This is a genomic window from Vibrio renipiscarius (assembly GCF_000827885.1).
GTDB lineage: Bacteria > Pseudomonadota > Gammaproteobacteria > Enterobacterales > Vibrionaceae > Vibrio > Vibrio renipiscarius.
In genome coordinates this window covers 847,521-864,896 of record NZ_JTKH01000006.1, presented here as the reverse complement: position 1 = coordinate 864,896, position 17,376 = coordinate 847,521, and the positions used below count along the sequence as shown (strand labels likewise).

Sequence of the window (17,376 nt, the reverse complement as noted above, 5' to 3'; positions counted from 1 at the left end):
CCTGCTATTTTTCCTATAGCAAACAAACAACTTTTTGTACTCAATACTACTCAGAGGATGTTATCTGGATTGATAATGTGCTGATTTAGTAGGATAAAACGGAAATATAATGAAAAGTAAAATCTATGCAGGCGCACTTTGCGCAGCTAGCTTAATCGCCACTTCAGCGATGGCTGCTGACCAAGAACTTTACTTCTACAACTGGTCTGAATACATTCCAAACGAAGTTCTTGAAGACTTTACAAAAGAAACTGGTATCAAAGTAATCTACTCCACGTACGAATCAAACGAAAGTATGTACGCGAAGCTGAAAACTCAAGGTGCTGGCTACGACTTGGTAGTACCGTCTACTTATTTTGTATCTAAAATGCGCAAAGAAGGCATGCTACAAAAAATTGACAAGTCAAAGCTATCTCACTTTGCTGATCTCGATACAAACTTCTTGAACAAGCCTTTCGACCCAAATAACAATTTCTCTATCCCTTACATTTGGGGCGCAACGGGTATCGGTATCAATACTGATATGTTGAGCGCATCATCTGTGACTAAGTGGGATGATTTTTGGGATAGCAAGTGGGAAGGTCAGCTTATGCTGATGGACGATTCACGCGAAGTGTTCCACATCGCATTGACCAAACTAGGTTATTCTCCTAACACGACTAACCCAGATGAAATCAAAGCGGCTTATGAAGAGCTAAGAAAACTGATGCCAAACGTATTGGTTTTTAACTCTGATTTCCCTGCAAACCCTTACTTAGCGGGTGAAGTTTCACTGGGCATGCTTTGGAATGGTTCTGCTTACATGGCACGCCAAGAAGGCGGCAAAATTGATATTATTTGGCCAGAAAAAGGAACCGTCTTCTGGATGGATAGCCTTGCAATTCCTGCTGGTGCAAAAAATACCGACGCTGCGCATGCGATGATCGACTTCCTACTGCGTCCAGAAAATGCAGCAAAAATTGCACTAGAGATTGGCTACCCTACTCCAGTGAAAACTGCGCATAAACTTCTGCCTAAAGAGTTTGCCAACGATACGAGCATCTTCCCACCACAAGAAGTGATGGATAGCGGCACATGGCAAGACGAAGTTGGTGAAGCCAGCGCATTGTATGAAGAATATTTCCAAAAACTGAAAGTAAATAACTAATTCACTTTCGTTAAATGGATTATAAAAATAAAAGCGGCTTTGTAAGCCGCTTTTATTTTACCTGCAACAAACCCTATCGTTATGCGCTTTTCGCATCCGCCATCGCCAAAATTTCGTCTACTAATCGCGGCACTTCAACACTCGCTTTACCATAACGCTTTTCTTCAAACTCACTTTCAACCGCGCTTGGCTCTAAGTTTATTTCTATCGTGTGCGCGCCATGCATACGCGCATCATGAACAAAACCAGCCGCTGGGTACACCACCCCAGAAGTACCAATCGAAATAAACAAATCGGCCTTCTCGATCGCCGCATAGATGTCGCCCATTCTCAATGGCATTTCACCAAACCACACAATGTGAGGACGCATTTGTGAAGGGATCTGACAGCAATGGCAGAGATCACCCGTCTCAATATTATGGTCATGTTCAACGACTTGGTTGGATTCACTGCAGCGCGCTTTGAGTAATTCACCATGCATATGAATGATATTCTGACTCCCTCCTCGTTCGTGAAGGTTATCAATATTTTGTGTGATGATGGTGACATGGCCATCGAGCGATTGTTCTAATCGCCCTAAAGCGTTATGTGCCGCATTCGGTTTGATGGCTTCGTCCTGCAACTTGTTACGGCGCTGATTATAGAAATCTTGCACTAAATCCGGATCGCGTTCAAAACCTTCAGGTGTTGCGACGTCTTCAATTCGGTGGTTTTCCCAAAGCCCATCTTGGGCACGAAATGTTTGAATACCTGACTCTGCCGAAATACCTGCACCCGTTAATATGACAATGTTTCTATAGGGGAAATCCATAACTTATCCTTGTTCTTTCGCTCTTAAATAAGCTTAACACTGAAACAATAACAACAGTAGCTATATGGATTAGACCATGGTCGTACGAGGGCCTAGGAAAGTAAAATTTTGAGAGCAGGAACAGGCCAAAGATTCCCCTAATGACACAATACAAACAAAAGAGCGGCATTGCGCCGCCCTTCGTCCACGATTTTGGTACCGCTAAAATGGCAACGATTACTTATTATCGGATCGTAATACCAGTTCTACGCGGCGATTTTGTTTTTGCCCCTGTTCATGACTATTGTTCGCAACGGGAGAAAACTCGCCCATACCTTTTGCGGTCAATTGCCCTTTGGGAATACGGTGTTGATTGACAAGTGCATTAACCACCGCTTTTGCTCGTCGCTCTGATAGCGCGGAATTGTATTGCTGTGTTCCTTTGTCATCGGTATGCCCAACCACATAAAACAAACCTTTTGGGTTACCTTTTAAGTATTCAGTCAATACATTCAAAACGGGCGTTGCCTCTGGAAGCATTTCGTCACTATCGAACTTAAACAGCAATCCATCTAATGCGACGTAACCATTTTGGTCGATGCCGTTAATTAATCCATCAAGATCAATCTCGACGCGGTCATCCACTAAAGCCGTTTCTTCGATGAGTCGAACCTCTGCCCAGAGCGCGCCTTTATAGCCGATGACGTAAACTAAACCATGTACATCACCTTCTTCTCGTTTCAAGGTGTAAAATCGATATCTTTGACTCTTCTCATTCCCGTTGTAGACGACCGATTGAATTTTTTCGACAAAACGTTTTTCATTGCCGCACTCACGTCCAGAACATGATGCCTGCAATTCAAAGCCAAGCTTCTCAAATGCCGCTTTATAATTGGCATCGACTTCATACTCAGAATAAGTACGTGGTAAGTGATATCCAATCGACGTTACTTTTCCCTTACGTTGCTCAACATTGAGGTTTTTTCCTAATGCGATAGGCGTTTGCTTAAAACCAAATTGTTTATATTCCCATATATACGCGCCCGGTAAACGTTGAATCATAGGGTGATCACTGGCGCCCTTTTTATCTTTATGGGATTGATTTGTATAGGAAACCTGTTTGACGTTAGAACGAAGAAATGTCGAGTCTATTTCGACTAAATCTAAGGGTTCTTCAATAACTTCAACCACATCAAGTTGAACGTTCATACCATTCTTCCAGTTCGTCGCATAAACAGAGACATACATACTTTTCGTATCGCTTGTTAACTTTGCGGTCACCAGTGATGGGTTGCGCTCGGATAACTTATTGAGCGGGCCGACCATTTTCTGCAATTTATCCCAGTTTCCACATTGATCTTTATTGCAATGAAACAGCAGTTCAGCACCATGCTTTTCTAACTGAGATACGTAATTATTCACCGCATGCTCGGGGAGATAACTTGGCGAGAGTTGATAGTTGAGTCGACGAACTTTGCCTTTTACTACTATCGATTGAGGCTTATTGCCAGCAATGCCGTTCACTAACCAATAAGGCGAAAAATGCCGCAGTGATTGTTCCGCGACCTTAGAATCTGGTAATGGCGAAAACAAATTATCTCTCGCTGTTATTGTATATGAAGACAACAACCCGACTGACATGATCACTGAACGGCCTAGTAAGGCAAACTTTTTCATCCCTATTCCTTTATTAACGTTTCCATTCAATTGGAGACAAGATGCCACTCAGTTTGAGCGACAGACACTGACACCATGTTTAAAATTTTTGGCTGCTATTGATGGTTGTTTCCTGCGCTTGAGTTAATGCATTGTGCGTGCATTGTGCGGCAGTATTTGTCATGCAGTCATGGATTTCAATTGGACTAAACGGTGAGTTTTGTTGTTTATCGACACAGAAAGGACCATAAATGCACTTTCTCTCATATTTCATCCATAAAAAAAGCCAGTCACGAATGACTGGCTTAGGCAATTTGATAAATCGTGTCTACAGGTTTGGACCTGTCGATGGACGATGTAGCTGATTATTTCTTAGCTGGCGCATGCCTTGTAGCATGCGTTTAAACCAAACCAGAATAGCCAACACGGCCAATACCATCCCGAAAATAGGAATGCCGTAAGCGATCTTATCCAGTAAGTTACTGTGGTACCAGTAATCTTCAATGCCGGATAAAACGCCATTGGTCGTTGCGACGGTAACAATCAACACCACAAAAAACGTCAAGAAAAGAAAGAAGTTACGGATCAGACCATAGTAATGTGAATTAATCACTTCACTATCTTCATTTTTATCTAAACGATAACCGGCATAGATTATGGCTAAAACACCCGAAACCAAAAACGTAAACGGCGTTAAAAAGCTCAGAAAATACGCGACCCAAATACCATTATGATGCTTGTTCATCGCTCTTCGCTCCTTTCTCTAATCCGTTAGATTGTTCCGCCGTTGCTTCAGGCATCGCTTCATTTGATTTCACTTCAGCATACCAAAGATCGTGGTGTTCTTTTGCCCAAGTTTCATCTACTTCGCCAGTAACCATGCCTTCTAACGCCCCTTCCATACCGAACAAACCGATATAGATGTGGAAGATAAAGCCACAGATCAAAATCAAAGCCGATAGCATGTGAACGAGATTAGAAATTTCCATATCACGGCGTGTTTGACCGAAGATAGGGAAATCAAGAACCAATCCACTCAGCGCAACAACCGCACCGAAGACGATAAGCAACCAGTAAATCGCTTTCTCACCACCGTTAGAGAAACCAGCAGAAGGATGCGTACCTTTATGTTTACCCATCATGCCGCCCATTTTCATGAACCAGCGGATGTCTGTCATATTCGGGATGGATTTACGCCACCACTTAAGCAAAACGAACGCTAAAAGCACGAAAAACAGTGGACCAACATAGTTATGGAACTGTTTTGCCAACATAATGACAAAACCCCAGAACTCACTAGGTACATATGGCTTCAAGAAGTGCTTACCGTAAACCAGCATCAAACCACTAAATGCCAGTGACAAAAAGGTAAATGCCATGCTCCAGTGTAGTGCTCGATCCAGACGCGACCAGCGCTTCATCTTTTTACCGGTACGAGGTTTGCTCAGCATCAATGGACCTACGAAAACGTAAGCCATGATCACCATCGCAATACTACCGAAAATAGCGACGGCACCGGCTGGCGACATCCACTTCTCTTTCAGCACATACCATGTTGCGCCAGGGGTACTGATCAATACGCCATGCTCTGGTGATTTAGAGGTGGTATACCCTGCCTCACCTGCACGTACTTCTTGCCAAAAATCAGCACCGGCTAGTTGTGTCATCTCTGTTTGATCTACTGGCGCTGACTCTTTTGCTGCCGCAGGCAGCGATAGAGCCATTGCCAGTGCTGCCAAAAATGGCAGCACAACAAGAGATAGACGTTTAAATAGAGGGGTCATATCTCTCTCCAGAGTTAACTTTTAGTTGCGTCGTAAGAAAGATCGTTGCCGTCTGTCCAACCCGCATTTTTCGCACCGCGTTCAACCACACGTTGACGGAAGATGTCTGAAATTTTCTCAGCATCGCCAGCAAGTAGTGCTTTGGTTGAACATAGTGAAGCACACATTGGCAGTTTGCCTTCCGCAATACGGTTAGAACCGTAAAGCATGCGCTCTTTCTCTGAACCCGGTTCGGTGTTTGGACCACCTGCACAGAAAGTACATTTGTCCATTTTGCCACGTTCACCAAACGCTTCTTGTTTAGGGAATTGAGGCGCACCAAATGGGCAAGCAAATAGACAGTAACCACAACCGATACAAAGATCTTTATTGTGTAATACGATGCCGTCTTCTGTGTGCTCGAAACAGTCTGCTGGACAAACCGCCATACAAGGCGCATCTGAACAGTGCATACATGCTACAGAGATTGAGTTTTCACCTGGCTCACCATCATTCAGGGTCACAACGCGACGACGTTGAATGCCCCATGGCACCGCTTCAGTATTTGCATTCTTACATGCCGTGACACAACCGTTACATTCAATACAGCGTTTGGTGTCACAAAGGAATTTCATTCTAGCCATTTTGGGAATCCTTACGCTTTGCGAATATTACAGAGAGTCACTTTGGTTTCTTGCATCAAAGTAACAGGGTCATAACCGTAAGTGGTTGCAGTATTAGCTGCCTCACCGATTACGTAAGGTGCTGAACCTTCTGGATATTTATCAAGAAGACTCTCACCTTCGAATCGACCACCAAAGTGGAATGGCAAGAATGCAAGACCAGGCATTACGCGTGATGTCACCATTGCTTTCACTTTAATACGGCCTTTCTCTGCACCTTCAACCCAAACATCATCAGCATCTTTGATGCCAAGATCGTTTGCGTCTTTTAGGTTAATTTCAACAAACATCTCTTGTTGAAGCTCTGCAAGCCATGGGTTAGAACGCGTTTCTTCACCACCACCTTCGTACTCAACCAAGCGGCCAGAAGTCAGAATAATCGGGTACTCTTTCGACTTATCTTGTTCTTGGATTGATTTGTACAATGTTGGTACACGGAAAATCGATTCTTTATCGTCCCACGTTGAATATTCAGCAAGAAGATCACGACGCGGTGTGTACAACGGTTCACGGTGTAGAGGAACACGGTCCGGGAACGTCCATACAATGGCACGCGCTTTTGCGTTACCAAATGGGATACAACCGTGCTTAATAGCTACGCGTTGGATACCACCCGATAGATCGGTCTTCCAGTTTTTACCTTCAGCAGAGGCTTTTTCTTCTGCTGTTAGATCATCCCACCAACCTAGCTGTTTAATGAGCTTATCAGTGAATTCTGGGTAACCATCTTTGATCTCACAGCCTTTTGAGTAGCTGTCAACCGCAAGTAGGCTTTGACCTTCAAACTCAACACCGAAACGCGTACGGAAGTTACCGCCACCCTCTGCAACCGTCTTCGACGTGTCGTAAAGAATGTGCGTGCCAGGGTGCTTCATCTCAGGCGTACCCCAACATGGCCACGGCAGACCGTAAGTCTCACCATTCGCAGGACCACCAACACCTTCAAGTGTTGTGAAGTCGAATGTATGCCAGTTTTGTTGGTGCTCTTTCAAGCGCTCAGGGCTTTGACCTGTGTAACCGATTGTCCACATACCCTTGTTGAATTCACGGGTAATATCTTCAATAACCGGCTGGTTGTTCTCAACTTTGATGTTCTTAAACAGCTGATCAGAAATGCCTAGCTTTTGTGAAAGCAGGTACATGATTTCATGGTCAGGTTTAGAATCAAACAACGGTTGGATAACTTGATCACGCCATTGGATTGAACGGTTTGATGCCGTCACACTGCCGTGCGTTTCAAACTGAGTCGTTGCTGGAAGCAGGTAAACGCCATCGGTACGATCGTTCATGACCGCGGCAACCGTTGGGTATGGGTCAACAATAACCATCATATCCAATTTCTGCATCGCTTTTTTCATCTCAGGACCACGGGTCTGAGAGTTTACCGCATGACCCCAGTAGAACATGGCGCGAATGTTTTCGCGTTGACGAATCTTGTCTTTGTTCTCTAGAACGCCATCAACCCAACGAGAAACAGGAATACCTGCGCTGTTCATTGGCTTTTGACCTGCGTAAGCGGTGTGATCGAATCGGCCATGAACCCAGTTGTAATCTAGATCCCAAACCTTCGACCAGTGACGCCAAGCGCCTTCTGATAGGCCGTAGTAACCTGGAAGCGTGTCAGAAAGTACGCCAAGGTCTGTTGCGCCCTGTACGTTATCGTGACCACGGAAAATGTTTGCGCCACCGCCTGATTTACCCATGTTACCAAGTGCAAGTTCAAGCACACAGTAAGCACGTGTATTGTTGTTACCGGTTGTATGTTGAGTACCACCCATACACCAAACAACACAACCTGGACGGTTTTCAGAAAGCAGTTTCGCCGTTTCAAAAACTTGCGCTTCAGCAACGCCAGTTACACGTTCAACTTCTGCCGGTGTCCATTTTGCTACTTCAGCACGGATCTCATCCATACCAAATACGCGTTGGTAGATAAACTCTTTATCTTCCCAGTTGTTGGCAAATACATGCCATAGCACGCCCCAAATGAACGCCACATCAGTACCAGGACGAAGCGCTACGTAGTGGTCAGCTTTTGCTGCCGTGCGTGTGCGACGTGGATCAGCAACAACGATCTTACAGTTATTCTTCTCTTTCGCGATCAAGATATGCTGCATCGCAACTGGGTGCGCTTCTGCTGGGTTTGAACCGATGAAAAGCATCGATTTACAGTTATGCATATCATTAAATGAGTTTGTCATCGCACCGTAACCCCAAGTGTTTGCAACACCGGCTACTGTGGTTGAGTGACAAATACGCGCTTGGTGGTCAACGTTGTTGGTACCCCAAAGCGACGCCATTTTACGATACAGGTAAGCTTGCTCGTTGTTGTGCTTTGCACTGCCTAAGAAGTACACTGAATCAGGGCCAGATTCTTCGCGAATCTTCAGCGCTTGCTGACTGATTTCTTCTAGTGCGACTTCCCAAGAAAGCTTTTTCCACTTACCGTTTTCAAGCTTCATTGGGTATTTAAGACGACGTTCACCATGGCCGTGCTCACGCAATGCTGCGCCTTTTGCACAGTGGCCACCAGCATTAAATGGGTGGTCAAATGCCGGTTCTTGGTCAGTCCAAACACCATTTTGAACTTCTGCATACACACCACAGCCCACCGAGCAGTGTGAACAGATCGTACGTTTCTGCTCAACTTTTGCTTCAGGGTCAACTGTCTTTGCTTCTGCTTTTTTCATCATACCTGGTGCAAATAAACTTGCGCCAACTACCGCGCCACCAGCCGCTAATGAAGAATTCTTCATGAACGTACGACGTGATACACCAAGTTGATTTTGCTCTTTGCTCACCGTATCGGAGCGTTTTACTAATTTCATGCGCTAAACTCCAAATTACAATGAGTCGTAATAATCGCGAACATGCTGAGTTTCACGATAGCCCGTCTTCTTTTCGTCAGATTTAATTTCTACAGTCTCTGCTGCGGTTGCCACTTGGCTTACACCAGCGACAACGGCACCAGCGACGGCAGCAGTCGTAAAGCCTTTCAGGAGATCCCTGCGGCTTGTATTAATATCTTTATTATCTTTCATTATTGCTTCCTTACCCTTAGGTAGTTTTTTTGGGGGCTTAACGCCCCTCTTATCGATGTTATTACTCGTACTCAGTTACGTTTTTTACATCAATTTTTAAATGCGTTTTGCTTTTAGTATTTTTACTAAACTGCACTTGTTCTAATGTGCCGAAGGCGAGTAGTAGCGCGGCAGCCGAGCGATAGAAATCAGCACTTTTTGCGGTCTCTACCTGTTGTGCAAATGCGTCATACCACGTGGCAAGATGCTTATTAAAGAAAGCTTGCTGAATCTCAGCGTCTTCTTCGGTTAGCATGGCCATCACTTCACACAATGCAGAAATATGATCTTCTGGCTCTTTTACTTGCGCTTCGCGTTCGAAGCCAAGTCGCTCAAGATCATGGCGAATATCGGCTAATGGTTTTTCCATTAGTGATCCCGTCATGTGCCAAGAACCAAATAAAACCGCTTCACCACGACCAATACCAATAAATAAATTTTGATATTCATCTTCTAATGCTTCGCGATCCGAATTTTGCGCCGCTTCTTTCAAGCCAAACCAGGCTTTTTGCATCGCACTTTCACTTGCTTCAACATCGAGCGTTGATAGGAAATCGATCAGCGCAGCGCTCGGTGCTTGACGAAATAATGCCGCGATCAAAAGATAAATATCGCTGCGTAGTGATTGTTGTTCGTTAAAATTTTCCACGCACAGCTCCTAATATTTCAATTGATTAGTGGGATCTTCAGTCATATTTTCAAACATATCGATCACACGACAGTCTTCACACATAGCGATACGGTTAACGGCAGCTTCATTACTGAAATGAGAGTGACCGCGTAACTTCTCTTGCAACATATCAATCATAGATTGAGGCGCAAACGGTTTGTGACAACGTGTACATTCCGCCGCTTTCTCTTGATGAATAATAGTCGCTTTTTGACGAGACTCTTTATCCCAATTGATGCGAGGCGTCAGCGTTAGTACTTTTTCAGGACACGCTTTGACACATAAACCACATTGAATACAGTCTTGTTCAACAAATTGAAGTGATGGTGATTGACCATCGGTATGCAGTGCACGTGTTGGACAAACCGCGACACAACTCATGCACAACGTACAATCTTTACTTTCACATTCCACGCTGCCGTATGGCGCGCTTGCGGACAGTTCAACAATGTTATCAACCGGAATACGAGAAATAGCCAAAGCATCCAGTGCCGTAAATAGACGTTGACGCTTATTGCCTTCTAAATCCCCTAGAGCGAGATCAAATGAATCAGTACACAGTGTTGGAGGACCTTCACGCAGTGATTCAAGATAAAGGATATCGATACACTCTTTTTGAATGCCTAAGTGACTTAGTAGCTCTTGAGCCATTGACACTTCGTTATTCAAGATACGAATGATCGTTGGCGGCATAAAGCGACTAGCCGCAAACAGTACTTGCGTCGCGCCATTCACTAACGCGGCAAACCAAGTATCAATACCAATAGAAGGCAGTTCTTCCACCACTACCGGAATAACATTGTCTGGAAGTGCTTTCAGAGCCATAACGTTGTAGCTTTCATGACGAGAACTGCAAATCAACACGATAGGATCAAGACCGCCCGCCTGTTCATAATTCGCGAGCGTACGTTCGATAAATTTTTGAGTGTCATCAGGATTTGGCAAAGCGTAATGAATCGCTTCTGTCGGACATGCAGTGGCACACGTTCCCACACCCTGACAAAGGTATGGATTGATTTCGATATGGTGACCACTTTTATCATCACCTTGACTGGTTAATGCGCCCGCTGGACATGCATCAACGCAACGCTCACAACCTTTTACGCCACGAGAACTGTGTGCACAAAGATCGGTATCAAGGCGGAAAAATTTTGGTTTATCAAAGGTGCCCATTAATGTTGGAATTTCTTCCAGTGCATCGGCAAGCTTTGGATAGCCACGACCAACAGGATAGTAACCAGGAACCGGAACTTCTTCGTTCATACAACTGTTTAAACAAAGATCCAAAACCACATCAAAACAATCATGACCAATCGCCACTTCAGCAAGGTTACTGCGAGTAAGATTATTTTCGATCGTCACTTCAAATGTACCTAGAAAACCCGTTACTTCCACGGTGTTTGCAAAATACAGTTGTGCGTGAGTCCCTTTCTCGCCATCGGTAGAAAGAAGCGTTAGGCTATTCATTTGCGACAATTGTTGCGCCGCACTTTCTATGATGGTCGTTGGGCCAACGATAAGTGTATTACCGCCACTCTCGTAGCTCACCGTTGGTGGGATTAAATTAGTTAGCTCGACGGTGTTTTCAAATGCGTAAAGTCTTGCTTTACCGTTTGAAGTTGTTGCTTGTTCTAATAGTTGTTTTAGCATCGCTCGATTCCAGGGCTTAACCGGATGAATTTAACTTCGTTTTATCGACGAAATCGTCTCTGCAATACTAATAGCAAATGCCGTACCAACTTTTATTTTAAATATTATCAATTACTTAAACGTTATTTTGTGGTGTAGGTAGATAAAAAAAACCGAATGAGACAAATTGTCCCACTCGGATTTTCATATATTTAGTCAAAATGTACCTATTTTCAGTGTGGTATATTTTGTCCCAATTCTTTTCTAGCCTTTATCCCACAAGGGTAACGGTGATCTTTTACGCGTTGTTTCACACGATTGAGCGACAGTCTTATGACACCGATTGATGATCTAATGTGTTTATCGACATGTTTATCGATATGGCTATCTACGTGTTTACTTATATCGCTAATTACCTACATCTCTAGTCGCTACATAGCTATCTAGGCTGATGATCTACCGCGTCAGCATCACAAGCATCCGTTTCGCCACCGCTGTTTTCAGCCGCAGCAAGAGGCATTGCGGCTTCCGTTGCAATTGGATCTTCTGCGTTGGTATCGTCGTTCGTGTTCGTTGCTTGCGTTTCGTCTTCTGAAGAGTCTGCATCTTGATTGTCAGTTTCTGATGTCTCAGCGACTGGGGCGACTTCGGTTGCTCCTGTCTCTGTCAGCGATTCTTCGGTCTCTTCCGGTTTTTCATTCACCCATTCACGTAAGGTTTCTGCGACACCTTGTGATAGATTTTTGAGATTACTGTAGTCATCGTCATAATCATCTAAGCCATCACGAATATTAAATTCATCCGACATAAATAATTTACGCATGGCCGCTTTCTTCGCACTCTCTTCGACTTGAGACACCAATAGATTCGCCAGAGACATTTTTTCAGGATCTTGCGTCTCTGCTTCTGTCTCGGTAGCAACGGTTTCCTCATTGCTCTCTTCTAACGATGTTTCTGCGCTCTCTATCTCTAGGGGCTCAGGACTCGTTAATACGGCATCCGTTGAATTATCTGCTTGCGGTGCTGGTATGGTATGGTCTGTAAGCGATTGTTCTTCAACATCTTGCGCGGTGGTCAATTCAACCGTTTCATTTTCAAGTTTGCGCTTAGACCAGCGGCTAAAGAAATTAGTTGCCATTTGAACGCCCTGCACCTTTACGTTTTTTTCGTCTTGTTTCTAACAGTTCGCCATGACGACCAATGAAGGCTTCCATCCACGCTTGAATGGGGAGAGGAATGTCATTCGACAATACAAGGTAATCACCATCCATATATTGCGCGGCAACGCTTTGAGAAGCAGTCAGTGTCACAACACTGACATTTTCATTGCCATTGAAGTTATCGAGAATCAGGAATAACTTCGGTTGCTGAGAGCTAAGGTTAAATCGATAGTCCGTGCGCTCATCACGATGCAGTTGGAGTAGCGTTAAGTGCTCGCTTTGCTGTTCAGGTTTAATATTAAACCCATTCAACTCCTGCTGTGTGGTTGTCCACATACCCGTTTTAATTTCACGAGCGACCAAGTCACATTCAATGGGCCAAATGTCATCGGTTTTTTCAAGCGTTAAAATGGACATAGTTCACCTTTTTTTCGTTATACTGCCTGCTTACACGATGTTTAAGCAATATTTGTTCCCACTATGAATATCGGCACGACGAAGGCACCATTCCTTGTGATTCCCTTCCGCTATATCTGTGGTCATTGACAATAGAGAGCGTCATTTCAAGTGATTCGCCTTTCATCTGATGCATTCTCGTCAATACTAATAATAGATCGTCGGTTTAATGCTTTGCAATTAGCAGGCTTAAATAGAGGTACGGTAATTGCTTAATGCTTAAGTCGTACCCTGTGATAGCGTTTCATTTCGATGAGTCGCGAGATACATATCCATACATAGTGCGAACCCATGTACACATTTTCATTCTACTGGTTGGTCTCTGGCTTCGCTTAAGAGTACCAAGCAGTGATTAGCGATAGGAACGACCGTGGTTAAACCAAATATAATTAAAACCAGTGAAAACCCACTACAAACCATCGAAGTAGAAGTGTTTGATGAATATGGAGAGAAGCTGACCAAGCAAATCGCCTGTGAGCGCCCTCTTACCGTTATGTTGAATTGGCGCGAAGTCGTCACACTCATGACGCTTGGTTCTCGCCCTGAGTCGCTGGTATTGGGTTATTTAAAAAATCAAAGCTTCTTAGCTGATCCTGCCGCGTTAGAGTCTGTGATTATCGATTGGGAAACCAATAGTGCCGCCGTCATTACCAAAGAGAATACCGAACACATTGAAACGGCGCTGAAGAAAAAAACCGTTACCTCCGGTTGTGGCCAAGGCACGATGTACGGCAATGTCATGAAGCAGCTTGAAAACTATCAAGTACCGCAGACGCCAATTAAACAATCTGAAATTTATACGGCTCTTGAAGCATTAACCCATTATAACGACACCTATAAGAAAGCAGGTGCGGTACATGGTTGTGCTATTTGTCACGGTGACCAAGTGCTGTCGTTTGTCGAAGATGTTGGCCGTCATAATGCCGTTGATACATTAGCCGGTGAAATGTGGGTTAACGAAGAGAATGGTGATGGTAAGATTTTCTACACCACAGGTCGTCTAACCTCTGAAATGGTGATTAAAGTCGCGCAGATGGGGATTCCTGTCTTGCTTTCTCGCTCAGGTGTTACCCAAATGGGATTAGACCTTGCACAGAAATTTGGTATCACCACCATTGCTCGCGCGAAAGGATTGCGATTCCAAGTCTTTACCGGGGCGGATAAAATTACCTTTGACGTTAAAGGCGCAGATAAAACCTCAACGGATTAAGCGTACGAACAAAGACGTTTGTGATTTAGACGCTTGTGATTTAGTACAATGCGTAACGAAAAAAGGATCGATGTTTGTCGATCCTTTTTACTATTCCATTTTTACGTATCAACTCTCTAAGTCTCTTTCAGTCGGAGTCCTTTCAGTCTATAAACATTCCGTTCTGGTGACTCGAGCGGGCTGCTCTAAGGATTGAGCAGAGTAATACGTTAAGTAACAATTGTCTTCTTTGAGATCCTTTGCGCCATCTGTTTCCCTACCCGTCACATTCCATGACCAAGTAATATGCACTGCACCAACCTCGTCTGAGATAGCCAGAACCCAATCTTCATCGCCATTGCCATGACCTAAGTTGGAAACCAGTTTCGTTAGCATATTATGTTCATAAGGCGTTCCATAACTAAATACACAGCGATCGCTTCCACCTATTTCACACCCATCAAATGGCAGTGACATTGATGGGTAGCGTTCATCTTCTGATTGGTTGGAGGCATACGGCTCTTTTTCCAATCCGGCATTGGTCATTTTCATGAGACCTAATTTCAACCCCGATTCAATCGCGCCTTCTAGAGACATTAAACCCGTATTTTTAGCATCCGTACTCATATTGAGAAAACGTGGTGCAGCGATAATCGACAAGATACCTAGAATAACGATCACTATAACCAATTCTATTAACGTAAAACCTTTTGTTCGCATCTCATCACCTTAAAAATCATAATTAAATCAACAGCAAATGAACAAATTTCACTCAACTAGCGCCGTCGTAATTTTGACTATACGCATAGATTAAATTTTGACAACAAGATCTTCACCCAAATTATGGCTGAAATTGATAATGGAACTGAGAGTTAGGTTGGGAATATGGAAAAAATGTCTTTTATCGTGATTGAGCAAGCTGTGACGGTCAAGAATGGCTAAACCGCATGTGTGATTCACTAATTATAAATATCTATGCATCAGATAAACAAAAACCCCGAGTTAGTAATTCTAATTCGGGGTTTTTATTCATTTTACCGCTTAAAAACAAAAAAGCAGTGAAATGAGAGTCTAGCGTCGTAAAGCTAGATTATGCATCGATCCCACGGTGTTTTTGGTATTCAGCATAAGTACCACGGAAATCGTGGATCTTACCATCACGAATCTCAAGGATACGCGTTGCTAGCGAGTCTACGAAGATACGGTCGTGCGATACGAAGAACAAAGTGCCTTTGTATTCTTCAAGAGCCGTGTTTAGCGCTTCAATCGATTCCATATCCATGTGGTTGGTTGGTTCATCCATTAGCAGCATGTTTGGTTTGTGCATCATTAGCTTACCAAGCAACATACGACCTTGCTCACCACCAGACAGAACTTTAACTGACTTCTTAATATCATCTTGACCAAACAGCATACGACCAAGGAAACCACGAACCACTTGCTCGTCGTCGCCTTCTTGACGCCATTGACCCATCCAATCGGTTAGGTTTAGATCTTCAGCAAAATCATGGGCGTGGTCTTGCGCGTAGTAACCGATGTTTGCGTTTTCAGACCATTTGAACTCACCGCTGCGTGGCTCTAGTACACCCGCAAGTGTGTTCAATAGTGTTGTTTTACCCACACCGTTCTCACCGATGATTGCAACACGCTCACCTACTTCGAAAATCGCATCAAAGTTGCTGAATAGATCTTGATCAAAGCCTTGAGTCAAACCTTCTACGTTCAGTGCGTTACGGAATAGCTCTTTAGACTGTTCAAAACGAATGAATGGGTTTTGACGGCTTGATGCTTTAACTTCATCAAGTTGAATCTTATCAATCTGTTTTGCACGTGATGTTGCTTGTTTTGCTTTCGATGCGTTAGCAGAGAAACGTGCAACGAACGTTTGCAGTTCAGCAATCTGTGCTTTTTTCTTCGCGTTGTCAGACAGTAGACGAGTACGAGCTTGCGTTGCCGCTGTCATGTACTCATCGTAGTTACCTGGGTAAACGCGCAGTTCGCCGTAATCCAAGTCAGCCATGTGGGTACATACTGAGTTTAGGAAGTGACGGTCATGCGAGATGATGATCATGGTGCAGTTACGTTGGTTTAGTGTATCTTCCAACCAGCCGATTGTGTCCATGTCCAAGTTGTTCGTTGGTTCGTCTAGTAGCATGATGTGCGGGTCTGCAAATAGAACCTGTGCCAATAGCACACGCAGTTTCCAACCTGGTGCTACTTCGCTCATTAGACCGAAGTGCTGCTCTAGTGGAATACCTACCGCTAGAAGAAGCTCACCCGCTTTAGACTCAGCCATGTAGCCGTCCATTTCTGCGAATTCAACTTCTAGATCCGCCACTTTCATACCATCTTCTTCACTCATTTCTGGTAGAGAGTAGATACGATCGCGTTCTTGCTTAACAGCCCAAAGCTCTTTGTAACCCATGATAACCGTGTCGATTACGGTGAATTCTTCGTAAGCGAACTGATCCTGGTTTAGTTTTGCTACGCGCTCGTTTGGATCGTAGCTTACGTTACCTGCGCTTTGCTCTAGCTCGCCGCTCAGGATTTTCATAAAGGTCGATTTACCACAGCCGTTCGCGCCGATAAGACCGTAACGGTTCCCCTCGCCAAACTTAACCGAGATGTTTTCAAAAAGTGGCTTAGCGCCAAACTGCATGGTGATATTCGCTGTGGAGATCAAAACCTGTATCCTAATATAATTAGTCAAAAAACCGCGCCACGTTACTTATAAAGTCAGCTAACTGCAAGTGTTGATTTCAGTTTCCCTGTATTTAGGAGTAAGAGCGTTCTTTAATGAAGCATTAAAAGAAGGCAATCACGTGAAGCGCGTTGTTTTACCTCAAACGCCGCACAAAAAAGCCAAGCGCACCGCTTAAATGTCGTCTTTATATTGTGGCACTAAATTCAAATTTCGTGTCGTTGATGCGCGGCTTTCGCAATTGGGCGCAATTAAGCGCGATTAGGCATTCTGTTAACCTAGGTATCTTTGCCGAATTTCAGCGAGATAAATATCCGACGGAACATAACGAGCCTCGCCTCATCTTCATGACCACCAGCACAGGCTATATACCCGTCCTACTCGAATTTGCAGAGGCGTTGACTGGCACTCTCAAACCGCATCATATAGCGCAGCCATGTGATGAGGCTTTC

The 17,376-nt window shown here is 44.2% G+C and carries 15 protein-coding genes; 2 read left to right on the top strand and 13 right to left on the bottom strand.

The genetic code is table 11. From position 1 onward, the window contains the following. Window positions 1–109 precede the first annotated feature (109 nt). Window positions 110–1,147: an extracellular solute-binding protein gene (locus OJ16_RS07040; protein WP_040988722.1), complete on the top strand. Its 1,038-nt coding sequence runs from the start codon at window positions 110–112 to the stop codon at window positions 1,145–1,147. 79 nt (window positions 1,148–1,226) lie between these two features. On the opposite strand, the gene cobB is transcribed toward OJ16_RS07040, so the two are convergent. The 11 genes from cobB to OJ16_RS06985 all read right to left on the bottom strand — a co-directional run bounded on the left by cobB (window position 1,227) and on the right by OJ16_RS06985 (window position 12,995). Continuing rightward, window positions 1,227–1,958: a Sir2 family NAD+-dependent deacetylase gene (cobB, locus tag OJ16_RS07035; RefSeq protein WP_040988720.1), complete on the bottom strand. Its 732-nt coding sequence runs from the start codon at window positions 1,956–1,958 to the stop codon at window positions 1,227–1,229. 216 nt (window positions 1,959–2,174) lie between these two features. Continuing rightward, on the bottom strand, window positions 2,175–3,614 hold the full coding sequence (locus OJ16_RS07030; RefSeq protein ID WP_040988718.1) for an OmpA family protein: 1,440 nt from the start codon (window positions 3,612–3,614) through the stop codon (window positions 2,175–2,177). A 307-nt stretch (window positions 3,615–3,921) separates the two neighbouring features. Then, complete coding sequence (locus OJ16_RS07025) at window positions 3,922–4,338, bottom strand: hypothetical protein (RefSeq protein ID WP_040988716.1); 417 nt, start codon at window positions 4,336–4,338, stop codon at window positions 3,922–3,924. Beyond that, entirely contained in the window at window positions 4,322–5,377 is a 1,056-nt protein-coding gene (locus OJ16_RS07020) for a formate dehydrogenase subunit gamma (RefSeq protein ID WP_040988714.1), read from the bottom strand. The genes OJ16_RS07025 and OJ16_RS07020 overlap by 17 nt, the downstream gene beginning before the upstream one ends. A 14-nt stretch (window positions 5,378–5,391) precedes the next feature. Beyond that, entirely contained in the window at window positions 5,392–6,000 is a 609-nt protein-coding gene (fdh3B, locus tag OJ16_RS07015) for a formate dehydrogenase FDH3 subunit beta (RefSeq protein ID WP_040988713.1), read from the bottom strand. Window positions 6,001–6,011: 11 nt separating this feature from the next. Beyond that, on the bottom strand, window positions 6,012–8,867 hold the full coding sequence (locus OJ16_RS07010) for a formate dehydrogenase subunit alpha (protein WP_040988711.1): 2,856 nt from the start codon (window positions 8,865–8,867) through the stop codon (window positions 6,012–6,014). A gap of 15 nt (window positions 8,868–8,882) precedes the next feature. Then, window positions 8,883–9,080, bottom strand: a complete 198-nt coding sequence (locus OJ16_RS07005) for a twin-arginine translocation signal domain-containing protein (RefSeq protein ID WP_040988709.1) — start codon at window positions 9,078–9,080, stop codon at window positions 8,883–8,885. A gap of 61 nt (window positions 9,081–9,141) precedes the next feature. After that, entirely contained in the window at window positions 9,142–9,768 is a 627-nt protein-coding gene (locus OJ16_RS07000; protein ID WP_040988707.1) for a TorD/DmsD family molecular chaperone, read from the bottom strand. Window positions 9,769–9,777: 9 nt separating this feature from the next. Next, window positions 9,778–11,439: a 4Fe-4S dicluster domain-containing protein gene (locus tag OJ16_RS06995; protein ID WP_040988705.1), complete on the bottom strand. Its 1,662-nt coding sequence runs from the start codon at window positions 11,437–11,439 to the stop codon at window positions 9,778–9,780. A 418-nt stretch (window positions 11,440–11,857) separates the two neighbouring features. Continuing rightward, a complete protein-coding gene (locus OJ16_RS06990; RefSeq protein ID WP_052810311.1) occupies window positions 11,858–12,556 on the bottom strand; it encodes a DUF3306 domain-containing protein in 699 nt (232 codons plus the stop codon). Then, window positions 12,546–12,995, bottom strand: a complete 450-nt coding sequence (locus tag OJ16_RS06985; RefSeq protein ID WP_040988703.1) for a DUF3305 domain-containing protein — start codon at window positions 12,993–12,995, stop codon at window positions 12,546–12,548. Before OJ16_RS06985 ends, OJ16_RS06990 begins: the two co-directional genes overlap by 11 nt. Before the next feature lie 409 nt (window positions 12,996–13,404). Here OJ16_RS06985 and OJ16_RS06980 point away from each other — a divergent pair, with 409 nt between their 5' ends. Continuing rightward, on the top strand, window positions 13,405–14,244 hold the full coding sequence (locus OJ16_RS06980; protein ID WP_040988701.1) for a formate dehydrogenase accessory sulfurtransferase FdhD: 840 nt from the start codon (window positions 13,405–13,407) through the stop codon (window positions 14,242–14,244). 147 nt (window positions 14,245–14,391) lie between these two features. Here OJ16_RS06980 and OJ16_RS20260 read toward each other — a convergent pair whose 3' ends face one another. Then, the gene (locus tag OJ16_RS20260) at window positions 14,392–14,943 is read right to left on the bottom strand and encodes a prepilin-type N-terminal cleavage/methylation domain-containing protein (protein ID WP_040988699.1); all 552 of its coding nucleotides are present in this window, start codon (window positions 14,941–14,943) and stop codon (window positions 14,392–14,394) included. 370 nt (window positions 14,944–15,313) lie between these two features. Beyond that, complete coding sequence (locus tag OJ16_RS06970; RefSeq protein ID WP_039949489.1) at window positions 15,314–16,906, bottom strand: ABC-F family ATPase; 1,593 nt, start codon at window positions 16,904–16,906, stop codon at window positions 15,314–15,316. Window positions 16,907–17,376: the final 470 nt, after the last annotated feature.